Raw genomic sequence first — 17,321 nt, forward strand, 5'->3', positions numbered from 1 at the left:
ACTGAGGGGAGGAAGCCATGACCATCCGGACCGTGGTGTGGAACGAGTTTATCCACGAACGGGAGAATCCCGTCGTCAAGGAGATCTATCCGGACGGAATCCACGGCACGATCGCCAAATTCCTGTCAGCCGGGCGGGATTTCGAGGTTTCGACCGCCACGCTCGACGAGCCCGAACATGGTTTGCCGCAGGCGCGGCTGGATGCGACCGATGTACTCGTCTGGTGGGGCCACAAGGCGCATGGCCAGGTCTCCGACGAGGTCGCTGACCGCGTCGTCACCCGCGTTCACGAAGGGATGGGGCTCATCGTCCTGCATTCGGGTCATTTCGCCAAGGTGTTCAAGCGACTGATGGGTACGCCCTGTTCGCTACGCTGGCGCGAGGCGGGCGAACGCGAGCGGCTGTGGGCGGTGAATCGCTCCCACGCGATCGTGCAAGGGGTGAGCCCGGCGATCGAGCTGCCGAACGCGGAAATGTATGGCGAGCCGTTCCTGGTGCCCGAGCCGATGGAAACGGTGTTCATCTCCTGGTTCGAGGGCGGCGAGGAGATCCGCTCGGGTCTGACCTATCAACGCGGGGCCGGGAAGATCTTCTACTTTCGACCGGGCCACGAAACCTATCCGATCTACCACAACGCCGACATCCAGACGGTCATCCGGAACGCCGTGCGCTGGGCCTACAATCCGGTCGCCGCGTGGAAGGATGTCGCGGCGGCGCCGAACGTGCCGGCCGACAAGGCGCCGGAGAAACTCGAGGTCAAGGGTGCGAGGCTGCACAAGGCCGGTGAGGCCGGCTATCGATGAGCACCGGGCAAGCGGGCCAGACAGGCGCTGCCGCCGGCGAAAAGCGCATCATGATTCTCGGCACCGGTGGCATCTCGCATCGCCACGCCGAGCATTTTCTCTCGATTCCCGGTTGCCGGATCGTGGCGGCCTGCGACACCAATGGCGAACGAGCCCGCGCCTTCGCCGACATGCATGGCATCCCGAAATCCTTCGACGGCCTTGGCGCGGCGCTCGAATGGGGCGAGTTCGACGCCGTCGTCAATTCGACACCCGATAACGTCCACAAGCCGACGACGCTGGAAATTCTAGCCGCCGGCAAGGCGGTGTTCTGCGAAAAGCCGCTGGCGGTCGATGCGGCCGACGCCTTCGAGATGGCCGAGGCGGCCGAACGGGCGGGACTGATCAACATGGTCAATCTCACCTACCGCAACGCCCACGGGATCCAGATGGCGCGGCGCATGATCGAGGCGGGTGAAATCGGCACGGTCCGTCATGTCGAGGCAAGTTATCTGCAGAGCTGGCTGACTGGCCAGCACTGGGGCGATTGGCGGATCGACGAGCGGTGGCTGTGGCGCCTGTCGACCGCCCATGGCTCAAAAGGCGTGCTCGGCGATATCGGCATTCATATTCTCGATTTCGTCACCTACGGCACCGGCCTCGATATCGTCGCGTTGCAGGCACGGCTGAAGACCTTCGACAAGGCCGAGGGCGGGGCCATCGGCGCCTACAAGCTCGACGCCAACGATTCCTGCGCGATGACGGTGGAGTTTTCGAACGGCGCGCTCGGCGTCGTCCATATGAGCCGCTACGCCACCGGCCGGGCCAATGACCTCGATTTGACCATCCACGGCGACAAGGGCGCCCTCAAGATCTGGGCGAACCAGACCGATTCGATGCTGCGGGTCTGTCTCGGGTCGGATATCGAGACCCAGACCTGGAAGCCGCTCGAATGCCCCCCGACGCCGCGCAACGCCGACCGGTTCGTCATCGCGCTCCTGTCCGGGGTCAATGGCGAGCCGGATTTCCGCCATGCCGCCGAGGTCCAGAAACTGCTCGATCTCTGCTTCGTCTCGGATGAACAGCGGCGGATGCTGGCAGTCGGCTGATGGCCTGATGCTGGCGGCCGTCCGGCGGTCATTCCAGCCCCGCTCAAGCGAGGGTCCGGTATCCTGACACGATCGACCGCAACGAGCGGCCGCCCCCCGCTTATCGTGGATGTTCAGGACGCGTCGCCATGTTGTCGACCCATCTCAGCTACCAGCTCTACACCCGCGACATGCCGAAAACGCTCGAACGCGTCGCCGCCGATCCGGCGGTCAAACGCGAGGCTGAGTATTATCGCACGCACATACACGCCGTCTCGACCATCGACGAGTTCATGGACGACTACCGGCTCTACGCCTATGCGATGAAGGCTCACGGTCTTGAAGATCAAATCCCGTCCAAGGCGCTGATTCGCAAAGTCCTTGAAAGCGATTTGAGCGACAATAAGAGCCTGGCCAACAAGCTTTCGGACGAGCGCTACCGAACCTTCGCGCAGGCCTTCAACTTCGCCAAGTCGACAGTTGCACCCACGGCGCCAACGGCTCAAACGATCGGACAGACCGATCTTCTGGTCTCCGCCTATTCCGAATACCGGGTGCGCGCCGGGCAGGCGCAGGCCGCGTCGACACGAGCCTATCTCGACGACATCGGCTCGATCACGAATGTCGATCGCTTCCTCGATAACGAAGCAGTCTTCAAGGTCGCGCTGACGGCGGCGGGGATCGACCCTTCCGTCGCCTCGCGCGCCTTCATTCGCGACGTCTTGACCGGTAATGCGGCCGACGGATCGGCCGCGGCGGGCGACCTGCGCTATTCGGTGCTCGCCGCCATGCTGCCCTTTGAACCGGATGGTTCGGTTCCCGCCGGCGGTCTGCAAAGCGCCAGCCGGGCCAATTCCACGGTCTATCTGTATCTCGATCGCAAGGGGCTGGCCGCCAGTCCGCAAGCGGCGGCCTATCAGGTCAGCTACTATGAATCGGAGATCGCCAACGTCCGCACCGCCGACGATCTGCTAACTGATCCCCGTCTGTTCAATGTCGCCTTGAGTTCCGTGGGCCTCAACGCCTCCATCGAAACGCCAGCCTATGCCTGGACAATTCTCACCAGCGACCCCCTCGATCCGCAGAGCGCCCTCAACCGGATGGCCGAGGACACGCCAGGCGCCCTCGAGCGCAAGCAGCAATACAGGACGCTCGCCGCCCGCTTCAATTTCGACAGCCAGGGCAATCTCCCGGCCGGAGCAGACGCGCAATCGGCGGCCTCGCTGGATGCCACCGTCGATGGCTATTTCACCAATTACCGCAATATCGCGGACCGCGGCGACAAGACCGCCGCGAGCCTTTTCAAGGCGGGGCTCTCCAATATCGATTCAGTGCTCGGCTTCGTCTCCAACAACGCGGTCTACACTTATGCATTGAAGGCCTTCGACCTGGATCCATCGACAGAGAGCCGCGCCACCATCATGCGGGTGCTCCGGAGCGATCCCTCCGATCCGTCGTCCTTCGCGAACAGACTCGGCGACGAGCGCTATGTCCAGCTGGCGGCGGCCTTCAATTTCGATGATCGCGGCAAGGTCGCCAGCCCGCGGATCGCACAGACCGCCGCCAACCAGACCGACACGGCAAACCGCTATGCCGAACGGCTGGGGGCCAGCCCGACCGAAACCCAGACCGCGGCGCTCGAAACCGAGACGGCCGCCTACAAGGCGGCGCTTCTGTCAGTCGTATCCGTCGCCGATTTCGTCAACGACAAGACCATCGTCGATTACGCTCTGAAAGCCTTCGGGCTGGAAGCCGAGCGCCTGTCCGCCAAGAATCTCGCCAGCATCCTGACTAGCGACCTTTCCGACCCGGACAGCTATGTCAACGCCTCCGGCGACAAGCGGCTGATCGAATTCGCGGCCTCCTTCGCCTTCACCCCGGACGGCACGATCGAACGCTCCAAGACGGAGGTCCAGTCGGCCCGAAGCATGATGTCCACCCAGGATTTCTATCTCCGACAGGTCATGGAGGAAGAGGCCGGCGCCGACAACGAGGCGGTGCGGTTGGCGCTGTATTTTCGCAGGATGGCGCCGGATCTGACGTCGGTTTACGAGATTTTGGCGGATCCGGCGCTTTCCGAAGTCGTGCGCCTCACCCTAGGCTTGCCGGACGAATCCGCCCAAAGCGATATCGACATCCAGAAGCGGGCAATCGAGGCGAAGATCGATCTCGAAAGCCTCAAGGACCCCAAGGCGCTCGAGCGCTTCATCAGTCGTTTCCTGGCTTTGGCCGATGCCCAGACAGGTTCCAGCGCGAGTTCGCCGGCCTTGACGATCCTGGGTGGCGGCGGCGGCATCGCCGGGATCATCTAGCCCGCCAGCCACCGGGCTTCACGCCGATTGCAGCGCACGCACATTCGGGCGCCGCCCCGCTCTTGGCGGCGCCGTCGACCAGGTGGTGATGCCTGCCTCAATCCATGTACTGGCCGCCATTTGCCGACAGCGTCGAGCCGGTAATGAAGCCGGCGTCGTCGGAGGCGAGGAACACGACGCAGCGGGCGATTTCGTCCGCCTCGCCGAGCCTGCCGACCGGGATCTGCGGCAGGATGTGCTTCTGCATGACGTCGTCCGAGATCGTCGCCATCATGTCGGTGTTGATGTAGCCGGGGCAGATCGCGTTGACCGTGATGCCCTTCTTGGCGCCCTCCAGCGCCAGCGCCTTGGTGAAGCCGAGATCGCCGGCCTTGGCGGCGGAATAGTTGGCCTGGCCGGCCTGGCCCTTCTGGCCGTTGATCGACGAGATGTTGATGATCCGGCCGAAATTGCGCTCGCGCATGCCCTCCCAGACCGGGCGCGTCATGTTGAACAGGCCGGACAGGTTGGTGCCGATGACCGCCTGCCAGTGCTCCGGCGTCATCTTGTGGAACATGGCGTCCTTGGTGATGCCGGCGTTGTTGACCAGGATCTCGACCGGCCCGTGCTCGGCCTCGACCTTGGCGATCCCCTCGGAGCACGCCTCGAAGGACGACACGTCCCATTTATGGACCGGGATCCCGGTGTCGTCCTTGAAGGCGTTCGCCTTCTCGTCATTGCCGGCATAGGTGGCGACCACCGTATGACCGGCCGCCTTCAACGCCTTGGAGATCGCCGCGCCGATGCCGCGCGAGCCTCCCGTCACGATCGCTACTCTGCCCATGTTTGTCCTCCCGTTGCGTGTCCATACGAGCATCAAACGGGCGGACCTCCATCCGCCCGTCGGCTGTTGCTATCCGTCGACCTACATCCGCTCGAAGCACATGGCGACGCCCATGCCGCCGCCGATGCAGAGAGTCGCAAGGCCCTTCTTGGCGTCGCGCCGGATCATCTCGTGGATCAGCGTGTTGAGCACGCGGTTGCCGGACGCGCCGATCGGATGGCCGATGGCGATCGCGCCGCCATTGACGTTGACGATGTCCGGGTTCCAGCCGAGATCCTTGTTGACCGCGCAGGCCTGCGCCGCGAAGGCCTCGTTGGCCTCGACGAGATCGAGATCCTCGACGCTCCAGCCGGCCTTCTCCAGGGCCCTGCGCGAGGCCGGGATCGGACCGGTGCCCATGATCGACGGATCGACGCCGGCGGTCGCCCAGGAGACGATGCGCACCAGCGGGGTGAGGCCGCGCCGCTCGGCCTCGGCCTCGCTCATCAGCACCGTCGCCGCGGCGCCGTCATTGATGCCGGAGGCGTTGGCCGCCGTGACCGAACCCTCCTTGTCGAAGGCCGGGCGCAGCTTCTGGACCTTGTCGAGCGTGGTGCCGTGCTTGATGTATTCGTCGTCCTCGACGATCGTGTCGCCCTTGCGGCCCTTGACCGTGAAGGGGGCGATCTCGTCCTTGAACCGGCCAGCCTTCTGCGCGGCCTCGGCCTTGTTCTGCGATTTGACCGCGAATTCGTCCTGCATCTCGCGGGTGATCTGCCACTGGCGCGAGACGTTCTCGGCGGTGTTACCCATGTGATAGCCGTTGAAGGCGTCGAGCAGCCCGTCCTTCAGCATGGTGTCGACCAGCTTGAGGTCACCCATCTTCTGGCCGGAACGCAGATGCGCGGCATGCGGCGCCATCGACATCGATTCCTGGCCGCCGGCGACGATCACCTTGGCGTCTCCCATGGCGATCTGCTGCATGCCGACGGCGACGGTGCGCAGGCCCGAGCCGCAGAGCTGATTCAGCGCCCAGGCCGTGGTTTCCTTCGGACAGCCCGCCAGCATTGCCGCCTGGCGGGCCGGATTCTGGCCCTCGCCGGCGGTCAGCACCTGGCCAAGGATCACCTCGTCGACCTCGCCCGCCTCGACCTTGGCCCGCGACAGGGCCTCGCGGATCGCGGCGGCGCCCAGTTCGTGCGCCGGCACGGACGCGAAGGCGCCGTTGAACGAGCCGACCGGCGTGCGCGCCGCCCCGACGATGACGACCGATTGTCCGTTGTTCATGGCATGTCCTTCCCTGGAGATGAGTGCGGTGCCGAATCCTGCGCCTTTGGTTCAAATGGCAGATAGGGCACCCGCCATGGCTTGTCTCACTTTTGTCGCAGAGGCGGTTCGTCGCTGTCAAACGCGGGCATGGCCGCGGATGCGGCGGCGGTAAAGTCAACGCGGTCGATTCACCCTCAATGACCGAAAACCGGCCGCTCCCCCCTGCCGCTGGCCGAAAGGTTTGGAATGCGCCGGGTTTTATGCCTATCATTTATGCGGCGCAACGAAGCAGTCGCACAAAGCGATGCCGCGGCGCCGACAGTGTCGTGGACAAGGGGTGAGGCATGGCCAAGAATTCGGACGTTACGGTCATCAAGAAATACGCCAACCGTCGACTCTACAATACTGGCACCAGCACTTACGTGACGCTGGAAAACCTCGCCGCGATGGTCAAGAGCAACGAGGAGTTCGTCGTCCAGGATGCCAAGTCCGGCGAGGACATCACCCATTCGGTGCTGACCCAGATCATCTTCGAGCAGGAGAACAAGGGCGGGCAGAACCTGATGCCGATCGCCTTCCTGCGCCAGCTCATCCGGTTCTACGGCGATCAGATGCAGATGGTGATCCCGGGCTATCTGGAACAGACGATGAGTGCCTTCACGCGGGAACAGGAGGGATTCCGCGACAAGATGGTCGGCCCCATGGCGCAGTCGCCGATCAAGATGATGGAGGCGCAGGTCATCCGCAACACCGAGATGTTCCGGAAGGCGATGGCGGTGTTCAATCCCTTCGTCGCGGGGAGCATGGGCGAGACGGGAAACGCCGGGGGCCACGGGACGCCGTCGAGCGGCTCGGACAGCGACGCGGCGACCGGTCAGGACGATCTGAAGGCGATGCGCCAGCAACTCGCCGAGATGCAGAAGCGCATCGAGGCCCTCGATGCCAAGAAGAAGGGTTGAGGTCCCGCGTTCGGGCGCCGCGGCCTCCGCTCAGGGCAAGGATTGCCCGCGCAGACGCAAAAAAGGCCGGTCACTGAAACCGGCCTTTTTCGATGCTGGATGGGGGTCTTGAGGGATGTCGGCGCCGGAGCCGAGATCCGCGCCGGATTCCGGCCGCTATTGCGCCGACCCCGACCTGTTCCGCGCGCCCGAAGCCGCCTGGCGCGCGCTTCGATGTCAGGCTTTTTCCTTGATCGTCAGGATCTGGCGACCGCGATACATGCCGGTCTTCAGGTCGACATGGTGCGGCCGGCGCAACTCGCCGGAATCCTTGTCCTCGATATAGGTCGGCGCCTTCAGCGCGTCCGCCGAGCGGCGCATGCCGCGCTTCGACGGGGTCGTTTTGCGTTTGGGTACGGCCATGTCCTGCTCCGTTCGGGCTGTCGGGCGATGGCCCGCGAGGCGCATCGGCGACGTCAGTCTGATCTGTTGCGCGCCAACGCCAGGAAACGTGCCGGTTCCTGGCGCCGCGCTTTCACGTCCGAAGCCACTGCGATCACGCTGCGATCGCGGCCAAGCTTCACCATGACGGGAATTCGAGGGTGCCCATAGCAAAGCCCGGCGGCTTTGGAAAGGGGGCGGGGCGAAATCCGTCAGCTCACCTTCGCCGGCTTCAGACAGCCGACATAGTCGCCGGACCGGCTCGCGAGACGTTCCACGCGGCGGGCCAGCCGATCGAGGCTCTTGCTCGGGTCGGCCGGGCTGCGGGTCCCAGGAGCCGGCAGCGTGACGGCGAGAAGCGCTGCCTGGCGGGCGTTGAGTTCGGAAGCGGGGCGGCCGAAATAGTGCTGGCTCGCCGCCCCGATCCCATAAACGCCGGTGTCCCACTCGACGATGTTCAGGTAGATTTCCATGATGCGTCGCTTCGACAGGACGGCGTCGGCGTAAAGCGCCAGCGGCGCTTCCAGGCCCTTGCGCAGATAGGATCGGCCGTTCCACAGAAACAGGTTCTTCACCATTTGCATCGGAATGGTCGAAGCGCCGCGCGTCTCCTCGCCGGCCAACGCCTCCTTGACGACCGCACGCATCTCGCCCCAGTCGATGCCGCGATGCCGGCAGAATTGGCCGTCCTCCGACATCATCACCGAATAGACCATCACCGGCGCGACATCGTCGATCGCGACCCACTCGCGGAGCATCGGCCGGAAGCTGAAATGATCGGCCAGCATGAGCGTCGAGACCGGATGCACGGCGGGAACGGCGTAAACCGGGACGAGGACGAGAGGAATCGCGGCAATCAGAAGGATCGCGAGCAGTGCGCGAGCGAAGAGGCGGCGCATCACGGCTTGCCGTGGGAGTGGGCGGTCCCGCTAGGACGGAAACAGGGATGGTCGAGCGGCCTCATGACAAAGCGTTCTATCCGGGCGATCGCGGCCCCGCAACGCCGCATCGCTTGACCGGAACGGCGGGCGGGGGCAAAGCCACACCCGGCTTCGGCGAGCGGGAAGAGGTAATGAGCATCAGTGAATTCGAGCAGCGACTGGCTGCTACGGCGGCGGCGGTCGAGACCTGTCTTGCCCGTAGCCTTGATGGCGCCGGACCGGTGCTTCCTGCGGCTCCAGAGCGGCTCCTCCGGGCGATGCGCCACGGCGCGCTCGACGGCGGCAAGCGGCTGCGGCCGTTTCTTCTCCTGGAGAGCGCCCGCCTGTTCGGCGCCGATCCGGACAAGGCGCTCGGTGCGGCGACCGCGCTCGAATGCGTTCACTGCTATTCGCTGGTCCATGACGATTTGCCGGCCATGGACGACGATGCCGTGCGGCGCGGCAAGCCGACCGTTCACAAGGCGTTCGACGAGGCGACGGCGATTCTCGCCGGTGACAGCCTGTTGACGCTCGCCTTCGGGCTGATTGCCGACGAAGACGGTCTTTCCGCTTCGGCCCGTCTCGGGCTGGTCGCGCTGGTCTCGCGCGACGCGGGGGCGGCGGGCATGGCCGGGGGACAGGCGCTCGATCTGGAAGCCGAGGGGCGCGCCCTGTCGGAGGACGAGATCGCCACGATGCAGGCGATGAAGACCGGGGCGCTGATCGCCTGCGCCTGCGAGGCCGGGCCGGTGATCGCCGACGCGGCCGCCGATGATCGCGCCCGGCTGCGGCGCTTTGGCGAAATCGTCGGGCTCGCCTTCCAGCTCGCCGACGATCTTCTCGACGAGACGGCGGATGCCGCGACGCTCGGCAAGGCGGCGGGCAAGGACCGCGGTCGGGGCAAGAAGACGCTGCCCGCGCTCAACGGCATCGCCTGGACGCAAGACCGCCTCGCCGAACTCGTGACGCAGGCCGAAGCGGAACTGGCCCCCTATGGCGCAAAGGCCACGACGCTGATCGCGACGGCGCGGTTCGTGGCGGATAGACGCAGTTGAGCGACAGGACTGAGCGGTATCGGAGCAGCTGAGGCCATGTCGATCGTTCCTGCCTCATATATCCGACAGGGGCGTCGTCTACTCACTGCCATCGCCGGCGAGCGACAGCCGCTCGGCCGCCGCGCGGAGGCGCCTGTCCCCGGTCCATAAGGTGGCTCCTGGCGTACTCCGGGCCGAGGTGAGCAGGTGTGCGTCGACATATCCTATACCGGCACCGAACAGCTTTTCGTCTTCGATAAAGCGCTGTACCTCCGCATCAGAGGCAATAATGGCTCGCGGAAGGTCATCCAAGGCTTGGAGAATGGTCTGGCGCTGACGCAGATTTCCAAGGGCCAGTTCCCCAATGACAAAAGGATGCGTCAAGACCTGCGCCTGGAGAAGGTACTCCGACAATTCCGCATCTGCGCGGCGGAGATGATCGATCCAGATCGAGGTGTCGACAAGGATCATTCCGGCGGAATGCGCCTACGCGGGGCGATGATCAAGTCCGGCTCGCTGCCGCCCAAGCGCGCCAGCTGTCTCGCGCTCTCTCTCTCGATCAGGGCTTTCAGCGCTTCGCGTACGAGCGCACTTTTTTCTTTAAGCCCCGTAAAATCCTGTGCCTTTGCAACCAAGTCATCGTCGAGGGCGATCGTCGTACGCATCGGCATCTCCAGTTCGCAAAAGCAGCGTAGCCCATCCGGCAATGTCCGCAAGGTGAAAGCTTCAGTTCTTCATCACCACGCAGGAGCCGCCGGCGCCGCGCAGGCGCTGGCAGAGCCGGTCGGCCTCGCCGCGCGTGTCGGCACCGATCCGGACCGCGTAGATCCGGGCCCGCCCGCCGGCGCGATCACGCAGGACGAGCGGCGCCTTGCCGCCGAGAATTCCGGAATAGGCAGACTGGACGCGGCGAAACATTTTCATCGCGACCGACTGCTTCACATGGCCGGCAACCTGCACGCCCCAGGGGCGCATCGGGGCGCTCTCGACGGTGGCGAAGATCGCCCGGGTCTTCATCACCGGCAGCTTGGCGCAGCTTTCCGGAAAGCCCAGCTCGGCGTCGAGCCGCCGCTCTTCCAGTTCGTTGCCATCTTCCTTGAACCAGTCGGCGGGGCGAAAGGTGATGGCGTTGACGTATTCCTCGGTCTCGTAGGGAAGCGATCCGCCATTCGCGATCCAGCCCTTCACCCGGTTGATGCCGCCATTGTAGGCGGCCGCGGCGAGGCCCCAATTGCCGAGTTCGTCCTTCAGATCGCTGAGATAGAGCGCCGAGTGCCGAATGGCCGAGGCAACATCGTAAGGATCGGCGAGGCCGCGTTCGTCGGCCGTATAGGGCATGAACTGGGCGATGCCCTGGGCCCCGACGGGAGAGATCGCGCCGCTGTCGAAGCGGCTTTCCTTCCAGATCAGCCGGGCGAAAAAGTCCCTGGACATGCCGACGGCGTCGGCATTCGCGGCGATCAACTGGCAGATATCGGCGGCGGTCGGCTTTGATGTCTGCAGTGCTGCCGCCTTGGCGGGTGTTTCGGCGGGCGGGCCGCTCGGGTCGGCGACGATGCCCGGCGCGGTGGTCGGATAGGCGAGGGCGGGCAGGGCCAGCGATAAGCTGGCCTCGTCACCGGCCGGAACGGCCCGCGTCGGCGCGATGGCGCCAAGAGCGAATACCCCCGCGATGGAGCAGAGGGTAACGAGCCGCAACATGGAAAGATCGTCTTGCATCGGACTGATCCGCATCGGGCCGGCGGCCGCGCCGCCAAACCGGCATCGGCTGCCCGCCACTATGGCGAAGCGGCGGCCCGGCGAAAAGCCCCACCGCAATACGCGACGAGACACTGGCCGCCCGCCCGGCGAACGAGAGCGCCGTGCGTCTGTTCGGACGCGTAAAGGACGCTTCATCACGTTAATTGCGCGTTGGAATAGTCCTAAAACCGGATCCCGGCCTTCGGTCCGATGCTCGACCCGGATACGGCTATTCCGCCGCCTGCTTCTCGCCGAACCGGCGTTCGATATAGGCGGCGACCATCGCCTGGAACTCCGTGGCGATATTCGGCCCGCGCAGCGTCACGGTCTTCTTGCCGTCGACGAAAACCGGCGCGGCCGGGGTCTCGCCGGTTCCAGGCAGCGAAATGCCGATATCGGCATGCTTGGATTCGCCCGGTCCGTTGACGATGCAGCCCATCACCGCGACGTTGAGCGCTTCGACGCCGGGGTATTTCTCCCGCCAGACCGGCATGTTGACACGCAAATCCGTCTGAATTTTTTCCGCGAGTTCCTGGAAGACGGTCGAGGTGGTTCGGCCACAACCCGGGCAGGCCGCCACGACCGGCACGAACTGGCGGAACCCCATCGTTTGCAGAAGCTCCTGGGCGACCTGCACTTCGCGGGTGCGGTCGCCGCCGGGCTCCGGCGTCAGCGACACGCGGATGGTGTCGCCGATCCCCTCCTGGAGCAGGATGCCCATCGCGGCCGAGGAGGCGACGATCCCTTTCGAGCCCATGCCCGCTTCGGTCAGGCCGAGATGCAGCGCATGGGTCGTGCGGCGCGACAGATCCCGGTAGACGGCGATCAGATCCTGTACCTGGCTGACCTTGGCCGACAGGATGATGCGATCGCGCGAAAGCCCCGTCTCTTCGGCGAGCGCGGCGGAAAGCAGCGCCGACTGGATGATCGCCTCGCGGGTTACGGCGCGGGCCGAGCGCGGCTGAGGCAAGTCGTTGTTGGCGTCCATCAGCCGGGTCAAGAGCTCCTGGTCGAGCGAGCCCCAATTGACACCGATCCGCACCGGCTTGTCATAGCGTATCGCGGTTTCGACGATCGCGACGAACTGCCGGTCCTTCTTGTCCTTGAAGCCGACATTGCCGGGATTGATGCGGTATTTGGCGAGTGCCTCGGCGCAGGCCGGATGGTCGGCCAAGAGCTTGTGGCCGATATAGTGGAAATCGCCCACCAGCGGCACGGTGACACCCAACCGGTCCAGCCGTTCGCGCACCTTCGGCACGGCGGCGGCGGATTCGTCGCGATCGACGGTGATCCGCACGATCTCGGACCCCGCCTCGGCGAGAGCGGCGACCTGCGCCACCGTCGCGTCGACGTCGGCGGTGTCGGTGTTCGTCATCGATTGCACCACGACCGGTGCGGCGCCGCCGACGACGATCCCGCCGACATCGACCCCGACAGTCGGGCGGCGCGGCGCGGGATCGGCGTCGAACGTGTCGATCGAAGTCTGGACGATCATGGCGAACCTTGAGGACATGTGGTTTAGACCTGCGAGGTGGCGTCTTGGCGCGGGCTTGTCAATTCGATTGGCACCACGCCCGGCACTTAAAAACCATGCATCGCGATCCGAACCGGTCTTGATCCCGACGAGGGCGGTGCGTACCGAGGCGAAGACCAATCCACTCCGGAGTTTGCGATGCCCTTCCAATACGGACCGATCGTCGTCGTCGTCGCGTTTCTTCTTCTGATCGCGGTCATGCCCACCTGGCCCTATTCCCGGGGATGGGGGTATCGTCCGACACTGGCGCTGGCGATCATCTTCACCATGCTCGCCGTATTCGTCGCGATCGGAGGATTTGGTCCGGCTTAACCAACCGGATCATTTGCGTCCTTAGGCGGGAACCCGAACGGTGTTCAACGGTTTGTGATGGTGACTGTTGTCAATAAAACGATCGGACCTCACCATGAGCATCGGTACCATCCTTCTCATCATTCTCATTCTCCTGCTGATCGGCGCACTGCCGTCATGGGGCTACTCGCGCGGTTGGGGCTATGGTCCATCGGGTATCCTCGGCCTGATCGTCGTCGTGATCCTGATCCTGCTTCTGCTCGGACGGATCTAAGACGCGACCTGCCCGTCACACAGGAGATCGGCTTGGCGCCGGTCTCCTGACATCAATCGTGTTTTCGGCGGTCGGCGCCGGCCATCAGTGCCGACATTGCGAGGATGACCACCAGCAGCGCGGACATTGCGAGGAATACGGCCGGAAAGCCGAAGCGCTCCGCCAGGATTCCGATCGCGGCGGGCGCGATCAAGATGCCTGAATAGCCGAAGGTCGTCGCGATGGCGATGCCGATGCCCGGCTTCAGCCCATCGACGTTGCCGGCGGCCGAAAAGGCGATCGGCACGATGTTGGACAGGCCGACCCCGAGAAGCGCGAAACCTGCGAGGACCATGGGCAGATTTCCCGCCAGGCCGATCAGCGTCAGGCCCGCCACCGCGACGAGGAGGGAAAGGCGCACGGTGCCGACCGCGCCGATCCGGTCCCGGATCCTGTCGCCGACGAAGCGGAACAGGGCCATCGCCGCCGAAAAAGCGGCGAAGCCGAACCCCGATGCGGCGATATCGACGTTCAGATCTTGACGCAGATAGATCGCGCTCCAGTCGATCGCCGCGCCCTCCGGCACCATCGCGAACAGCGAAAAGATACCGATGGCGAGCGCCGTGGCGAGAGCCGTGCGATCACGCTTGGCGGCCGCGATCAGGCCGGAAAGCCCCACCGCCCTGGAGCCGTCGCCGCTCACGGCGTGTTGCCTGTCTTCCAGCATGTGCCGCCATACCGGCCACAGCATTACGAGGGTCAAGCCGCCGACGAGGAGCGTGTGTGCGAACGGCCCGATCGCCGCGATGACGGCTCCGCCGGCGCCGGCGCCGACGAATCCGCCGATCGACCAGAAGCCGTGAAAGGACGACATGATCGCCTTGCCGGCACCCCGCTCGACCGCAACGGCGTTGGCGTTCATCGCCACATCCATGCCGCCCAACGTCATGCCGTAGAAGAAGATCGCCAGAGCGGCGAAGGGGATGCTCGGGGCCACCGCCAGCAGCGGCAGCGCGAAAGCCAGCAGCATCTGCGTCGCGAGCACGGGTCGCCGCGATCCGCTCCTGGCGATCGTCGCGCCGATCAGCGGCATCGCGGTCATGGCGCCGAGCCCGAGCACCAGGACGAACAGGCCGAGCGTCGACTGGGTGATACCGAGCCGCTCCGCCAGGACGGGCACCTGTGGCGCCCAGCTGCCAAGCACGAAGCCATTGACGAAGAAAGCGACGGCGGCGGCGGTTCGGGTACCCGGCGTTTTGACCGACGGCCGGGGACTCCAGCCGGCCGCGATCCGCTGCCCATCATTCAACGCGACAATCCTTGTATGACCTGCGCGACGCCTATTCCTCGCGCAGATACGCATACCAATACGACAAACCCACGAGGCCGCCGCCGATCATATTGCCGATCGTCACGAAAAGAAGGCTCCAAAGGAACCAGCCGACGGTCAGCCCGTCAAACGCATCGGGTGCGGACGCGGTCATCGTCCAGAACGGTTCGCCGGCGAACCATTTGGTCATCAGGCCGATCGGTATGATCGACATGTTGGCGATGGAATGCTCGAAACCGGCGGCGACGAAGGTCGAGATCGGACCGACGATCGCAAGGATCTTGCCGGGCACCGTTCGCGCGGCGAGCGCCAGCCAGATCGCCAGACAGACCAGCATGTTGGCAAGAATTCCCGCGGCGAAATTGGCGTAGAAGGGGTCGCCGGTCTTCCCGGCGGCAACCCGGAGCGCGTTGAGACCCACGGCGCCATCGCCGATCCAGTGTCCGCCCGCCACCACGAACAAGATCGCGATGATCAGCGATCCGATGAAATTTCCGGCATAGACCATGCCCCAGAACCGCCACATCGTGGCCCGGTCGAGCGTGTGGCGCACCCGCTGAATCACCAACATCGTGTCGCCGGTAAACAGCTCTGCCCCGGCGATGACCACGAGTATCAGGCCGACGGAAAAGGCGACGCCGCTGAACAGACGCGAGAGCCCGAACAAGCCCTCGTCGCCCGCGCCGGTTACAAGATAGAAGATCGAGCCGAATGCAATGTAGGCGCCGGCCAGGACGGAGAGGACGACGACGTCGGTCGCCGGTTTCTTCACTTTTCCCGAGAGATAAACAACGGCATTGGCCGCGGTTTCCTCGGGCGAGCGATCGTCGACGCCGGAGAAGCTCGACTTGGATTCCGTTACCTGATCTTGCCGTGTAACCATCGTCATCGTCCTGGTTGCAGCGCATCAGGCGAAACATACGCATTGCGGCTCCCGAGCAATGACGTGGCGCAAGATCGGCGACCGTCGCCCGCAGCGCTTGCCGGGCCCATTTCGGTTGAACCACGTTCCGCCGCGACGCGAACCGTCCGCCTGATGCGTTGTATCCAGCTTCCCCGCCCGAGCCGACACGAGCACACAACCGACCCCGACGGGTTGATCTGACGCAACTGCCAAGCCGAAGGGGCTTTCCCGCCCGACAAACTGTTGGCTGGCTGACGAAATATCGGCTTTTCGAACCGAAACCGGAGCCAGTTCGGACGTTTCGAAAGGGATTTCAACGCGTGACACGGCCAGGCGCCGGTACTCGTCCGGCGGCGGCGGTCCTTGTCCGCTCCAAGCTGATTGGAGGGCATCATGGCACTCGATCCCCGGAACGCCTATCCGCGACCGAAGCAACCCAGCCAAAGACAGGATATGCCAGGTAAGACGGACGCGATGGCGCCGCGGCCCGACCATGGCGAGGAAAGCTACAAGGGGTCGGGCAAGCTCATCGATCGTGTGGCGATCATCACCGGCGGCGATTCCGGCATTGGGCGCGCCGTGGCCATCGCATTTTCCCGCGAAGGCGCGGATGTGCTGATCTCGTACTATGACGAGGACGAGGACGCGCGGGAGACGGCCCGGCTGGTCGAGGAGGCGGGCCGAAAGGCGGTCGTCGTGCCGGGGGACATCAAGCAGGAGGATCATTGCGAGGCGCTGGTCAAGAAGGCGATGGATACCTTCGGCCGGCTCGACATCTTGGTCAACAACGCCGCGCACCAGGCGACCTTCGACAGCATCGAGGACATCAGCGCGGAGGAATGGGACGTGACCTTCCGCACCAACATCCACTCGATGTTCTATCTTTCCAAGGCGGCGATCCGAAACATGCAGCCGGGCGGAGCGATCGTGAACACCACCTCGATCAACGCGACCGATCCGTCGCCGCGATTGCTGGCCTATGCCACCACGAAGGGCGCGATCGCCAATTTCACCGGCGGGCTGGCGCAACTGGTGGCCGACAGGGGTATCCGGGTCAACGCCGTCGCTCCCGGCCCGATCTGGACTCCGCTCATACCCTCCACCATGCCGCAGGAGAAGGTCGAGAATTTCGGCTCCTCGACGCCCCTCGGCCGGGCGGGGCAACCGGCGGAGCTCGCGCCGGCCTATGTCTATCTGGCCTCGGACGACTCCACCTATGTCACGGGCGAGGTTCTGGCGGTCACCGGTGGGCGGCTGATGCTGTAGCTCAGGCCGCGTAGACCACGAGCAGATCCTTGGCGTCGATCTGGGCGCCGGCGGTGACATGCACGGCCTCGACCGTGCCGTCGCGCTCCGCGTGCAGCGCGGTTTCCATCTTCATCGCCTCGATCGACAACAACACGTCGCCGGCCTTGACCGCCTGACCGGGCGCGACGGCCAGCGTCGAGACGACGCCCGGCATCGGCGCGCCGACATGATTGGCGTTGCCGACCTCGGCTTTCGGCCGGACCGCGGCGCCGGGCGCGCCGTGGGCGCGATCGGGCACCTTAACCCGCCGCGGCTGGCCGTTGAGCTCGAAGAATACCGTGCGCATGCCCTTTTCGTCGGTCTCGCCGAAGCCGAGGCAGCGAATGACCAGGGTCTTGCCACGCTCGATGTCGACGAGAACCTCGTCCTCCTGCT

General features: G+C 64.8%; 19 protein-coding genes. 8 read left to right on the forward strand and 11 right to left on the reverse strand.

All coding sequences use genetic code 11. The features are described from left to right. The first annotated feature begins 17 nt into the window (after window positions 1-17). The 3 genes from MJ956_RS00715 to MJ956_RS00725 all read left to right on the forward strand — a co-directional run bounded on the left by MJ956_RS00715 (window position 18) and on the right by MJ956_RS00725 (window position 4,182). Entirely contained in the window at window positions 18-803 is a 786-nt protein-coding gene (locus tag MJ956_RS00715; RefSeq protein WP_253962567.1) for a ThuA domain-containing protein, read from the forward strand. Continuing rightward, window positions 800-1,891: a Gfo/Idh/MocA family protein gene (locus MJ956_RS00720; protein WP_253962568.1), complete on the forward strand. Its 1,092-nt coding sequence runs from the start codon at window positions 800-802 to the stop codon at window positions 1,889-1,891. Before MJ956_RS00715 ends, MJ956_RS00720 begins: the two co-directional genes overlap by 4 nt. Window positions 1,892-2,019: 128 nt before the next feature. Further along, the gene (locus MJ956_RS00725) at window positions 2,020-4,182 is read left to right on the forward strand and encodes a DUF1217 domain-containing protein (RefSeq protein ID WP_253962569.1); all 2,163 of its coding nucleotides are present in this window, start codon (window positions 2,020-2,022) and stop codon (window positions 4,180-4,182) included. A 97-nt stretch (window positions 4,183-4,279) separates the two neighbouring features. Here MJ956_RS00725 and phbB read toward each other — a convergent pair whose 3' ends face one another. Both phbB and MJ956_RS00735 read right to left on the reverse strand, forming a co-directional pair. Then, window positions 4,280-5,005 carry an acetoacetyl-CoA reductase gene (phbB, locus tag MJ956_RS00730; protein WP_253962570.1) on the reverse strand — a complete coding sequence of 242 codons (726 nt, stop codon included), beginning with the start codon at window positions 5,003-5,005 and terminating at the stop codon, window positions 4,280-4,282. Window positions 5,006-5,086: 81 nt separating this feature from the next. Next, window positions 5,087-6,271, reverse strand: coding sequence for an acetyl-CoA C-acetyltransferase (locus MJ956_RS00735; RefSeq protein ID WP_253962571.1), 1,185 nt, complete (start codon window positions 6,269-6,271; stop codon window positions 5,087-5,089). A gap of 326 nt (window positions 6,272-6,597) precedes the next feature. Here MJ956_RS00735 and phaR point away from each other — a divergent pair, with 326 nt between their 5' ends. After that, on the forward strand, window positions 6,598-7,212 hold the full coding sequence (gene phaR / locus MJ956_RS00740; RefSeq protein ID WP_253962572.1) for a polyhydroxyalkanoate synthesis repressor PhaR: 615 nt from the start codon (window positions 6,598-6,600) through the stop codon (window positions 7,210-7,212). Between the two features lie 216 nt (window positions 7,213-7,428). Here phaR and rpmF read toward each other — a convergent pair whose 3' ends face one another. Both rpmF and MJ956_RS00750 read right to left on the reverse strand, forming a co-directional pair. Continuing rightward, entirely contained in the window at window positions 7,429-7,614 is a 186-nt protein-coding gene (gene rpmF / locus MJ956_RS00745) for a 50S ribosomal protein L32 (protein WP_253962573.1), read from the reverse strand. Between the two features lie 230 nt (window positions 7,615-7,844). Further along, entirely contained in the window at window positions 7,845-8,531 is a 687-nt protein-coding gene (locus tag MJ956_RS00750) for a biosynthetic peptidoglycan transglycosylase (RefSeq protein WP_253962574.1), read from the reverse strand. Window positions 8,532-8,704: 173 nt separating this feature from the next. Here MJ956_RS00750 and MJ956_RS00755 point away from each other — a divergent pair, with 173 nt between their 5' ends. Further along, a complete protein-coding gene (locus tag MJ956_RS00755; protein ID WP_253962575.1) occupies window positions 8,705-9,607 on the forward strand; it encodes a polyprenyl synthetase family protein in 903 nt (300 codons plus the stop codon). A 78-nt stretch (window positions 9,608-9,685) separates the two neighbouring features. On the opposite strand, the gene MJ956_RS00760 is transcribed toward MJ956_RS00755, so the two are convergent. The 4 genes from MJ956_RS00760 to ispG all read right to left on the reverse strand — a co-directional run bounded on the left by MJ956_RS00760 (window position 9,686) and on the right by ispG (window position 12,821). Then, entirely contained in the window at window positions 9,686-10,057 is a 372-nt protein-coding gene (locus MJ956_RS00760; RefSeq protein WP_253962576.1) for a type II toxin-antitoxin system VapC family toxin, read from the reverse strand. After that, a complete protein-coding gene (locus MJ956_RS00765; protein ID WP_253962577.1) occupies window positions 10,054-10,251 on the reverse strand; it encodes a type II toxin-antitoxin system VapB family antitoxin in 198 nt (65 codons plus the stop codon). Before MJ956_RS00765 ends, MJ956_RS00760 begins: the two co-directional genes overlap by 4 nt. A 61-nt stretch (window positions 10,252-10,312) precedes the next feature. Further along, window positions 10,313-11,305 carry a lytic transglycosylase domain-containing protein gene (locus tag MJ956_RS00770; protein WP_253962578.1) on the reverse strand — a complete coding sequence of 331 codons (993 nt, stop codon included), beginning with the start codon at window positions 11,303-11,305 and terminating at the stop codon, window positions 10,313-10,315. Between the two features lie 250 nt (window positions 11,306-11,555). Further along, window positions 11,556-12,821 carry a flavodoxin-dependent (E)-4-hydroxy-3-methylbut-2-enyl-diphosphate synthase gene (gene ispG / locus MJ956_RS00775; protein WP_253962579.1) on the reverse strand — a complete coding sequence of 422 codons (1,266 nt, stop codon included), beginning with the start codon at window positions 12,819-12,821 and terminating at the stop codon, window positions 11,556-11,558. A gap of 177 nt (window positions 12,822-12,998) precedes the next feature. On the opposite strand from ispG, the gene MJ956_RS00780 reads away from it, so the two are divergent. Further along, window positions 12,999-13,172 carry a DUF3309 family protein gene (locus MJ956_RS00780; protein WP_253962580.1) on the forward strand — a complete coding sequence of 58 codons (174 nt, stop codon included), beginning with the start codon at window positions 12,999-13,001 and terminating at the stop codon, window positions 13,170-13,172. Between the two features lie 94 nt (window positions 13,173-13,266). Beyond that, complete coding sequence (locus MJ956_RS00785) at window positions 13,267-13,425, forward strand: DUF3309 family protein (RefSeq protein ID WP_253962581.1); 159 nt, start codon at window positions 13,267-13,269, stop codon at window positions 13,423-13,425. Window positions 13,426-13,477: 52 nt separating this feature from the next. On the opposite strand, the gene MJ956_RS00790 is transcribed toward MJ956_RS00785, so the two are convergent. Beyond that, window positions 13,478-14,713 (reverse strand): MFS transporter, encoded by a 1,236-nt coding sequence (locus MJ956_RS00790; RefSeq protein WP_253962582.1) that lies wholly within the window; start codon window positions 14,711-14,713, stop codon window positions 13,478-13,480. Between the two features lie 31 nt (window positions 14,714-14,744). Continuing rightward, window positions 14,745-15,617 (reverse strand): formate/nitrite transporter family protein, encoded by an 873-nt coding sequence (locus MJ956_RS00795; protein ID WP_253962583.1) that lies wholly within the window; start codon window positions 15,615-15,617, stop codon window positions 14,745-14,747. A 414-nt stretch (window positions 15,618-16,031) separates the two neighbouring features. Here MJ956_RS00795 and MJ956_RS00800 point away from each other — a divergent pair, with 414 nt between their 5' ends. Continuing rightward, window positions 16,032-16,904: an SDR family oxidoreductase gene (locus tag MJ956_RS00800; protein ID WP_423724765.1), complete on the forward strand. Its 873-nt coding sequence runs from the start codon at window positions 16,032-16,034 to the stop codon at window positions 16,902-16,904. A gap of 1 nt (window position 16,905) precedes the next feature. On the opposite strand, the gene MJ956_RS00805 is transcribed toward MJ956_RS00800, so the two are convergent. Next, on the reverse strand, window positions 16,906-17,321 hold a 416-nt coding region (locus MJ956_RS00805; RefSeq protein ID WP_253962585.1), incomplete at its 5' end, for a biotin/lipoyl-containing protein.

The sequence above is a fragment of the Aurantimonas marianensis genome, assembly GCF_024195285.1.
GTDB classification, from domain to species: Bacteria; Pseudomonadota; Alphaproteobacteria; order Rhizobiales; family Rhizobiaceae; genus Aurantimonas; species Aurantimonas marianensis.

Bases quoted from the DNA above. Each gene is read 5' to 3' on its own strand.
- phbB (WP_253962570.1), bottom strand. From the start codon at position 5,005: ATGGGCAGAGTAGCGATCGTGACGGGAGGCTCGCGCGGCATCGGCGCG.
- MJ956_RS00720 (WP_253962568.1), top strand. From the start codon at position 800: ATGAGCACCGGGCAAGCGGGCCAGACAGGCGCTGCCGCCGGCGAAAAG.
- ispG (WP_253962579.1), bottom strand. From the start codon at position 12,821: ATGATCGTCCAGACTTCGATCGACACGTTCGACGCCGATCCCGCGCCG.
- MJ956_RS00770 (WP_253962578.1), bottom strand. From the start codon at position 11,305: ATGCAAGACGATCTTTCCATGTTGCGGCTCGTTACCCTCTGCTCCATC.
- MJ956_RS00785 (WP_253962581.1), top strand. From the start codon at position 13,267: ATGAGCATCGGTACCATCCTTCTCATCATTCTCATTCTCCTGCTGATC.
- phaR (WP_253962572.1), top strand. From the start codon at position 6,598: ATGGCCAAGAATTCGGACGTTACGGTCATCAAGAAATACGCCAACCGT.
- MJ956_RS00765 (WP_253962577.1), bottom strand. From the start codon at position 10,251: ATGCGTACGACGATCGCCCTCGACGATGACTTGGTTGCAAAGGCACAG.
- MJ956_RS00755 (WP_253962575.1), top strand. From the start codon at position 8,705: ATGAGCATCAGTGAATTCGAGCAGCGACTGGCTGCTACGGCGGCGGCG.
- MJ956_RS00715 (WP_253962567.1), top strand. From the start codon at position 18: ATGACCATCCGGACCGTGGTGTGGAACGAGTTTATCCACGAACGGGAG.
- MJ956_RS00780 (WP_253962580.1), top strand. From the start codon at position 12,999: ATGCCCTTCCAATACGGACCGATCGTCGTCGTCGTCGCGTTTCTTCTT.
- MJ956_RS00800 (WP_423724765.1), top strand. From the start codon at position 16,032: ATGGCACTCGATCCCCGGAACGCCTATCCGCGACCGAAGCAACCCAGC.
- rpmF (WP_253962573.1), bottom strand. From the start codon at position 7,614: ATGGCCGTACCCAAACGCAAAACGACCCCGTCGAAGCGCGGCATGCGC.
- MJ956_RS00725 (WP_253962569.1), top strand. From the start codon at position 2,020: ATGTTGTCGACCCATCTCAGCTACCAGCTCTACACCCGCGACATGCCG.
- MJ956_RS00795 (WP_253962583.1), bottom strand. From the start codon at position 15,617: ATGGTTACACGGCAAGATCAGGTAACGGAATCCAAGTCGAGCTTCTCC.
- MJ956_RS00750 (WP_253962574.1), bottom strand. From the start codon at position 8,531: ATGCGCCGCCTCTTCGCTCGCGCACTGCTCGCGATCCTTCTGATTGCC.
- MJ956_RS00735 (WP_253962571.1), bottom strand. From the start codon at position 6,271: ATGAACAACGGACAATCGGTCGTCATCGTCGGGGCGGCGCGCACGCCG.
- MJ956_RS00760 (WP_253962576.1), bottom strand. From the start codon at position 10,057: ATGATCCTTGTCGACACCTCGATCTGGATCGATCATCTCCGCCGCGCA.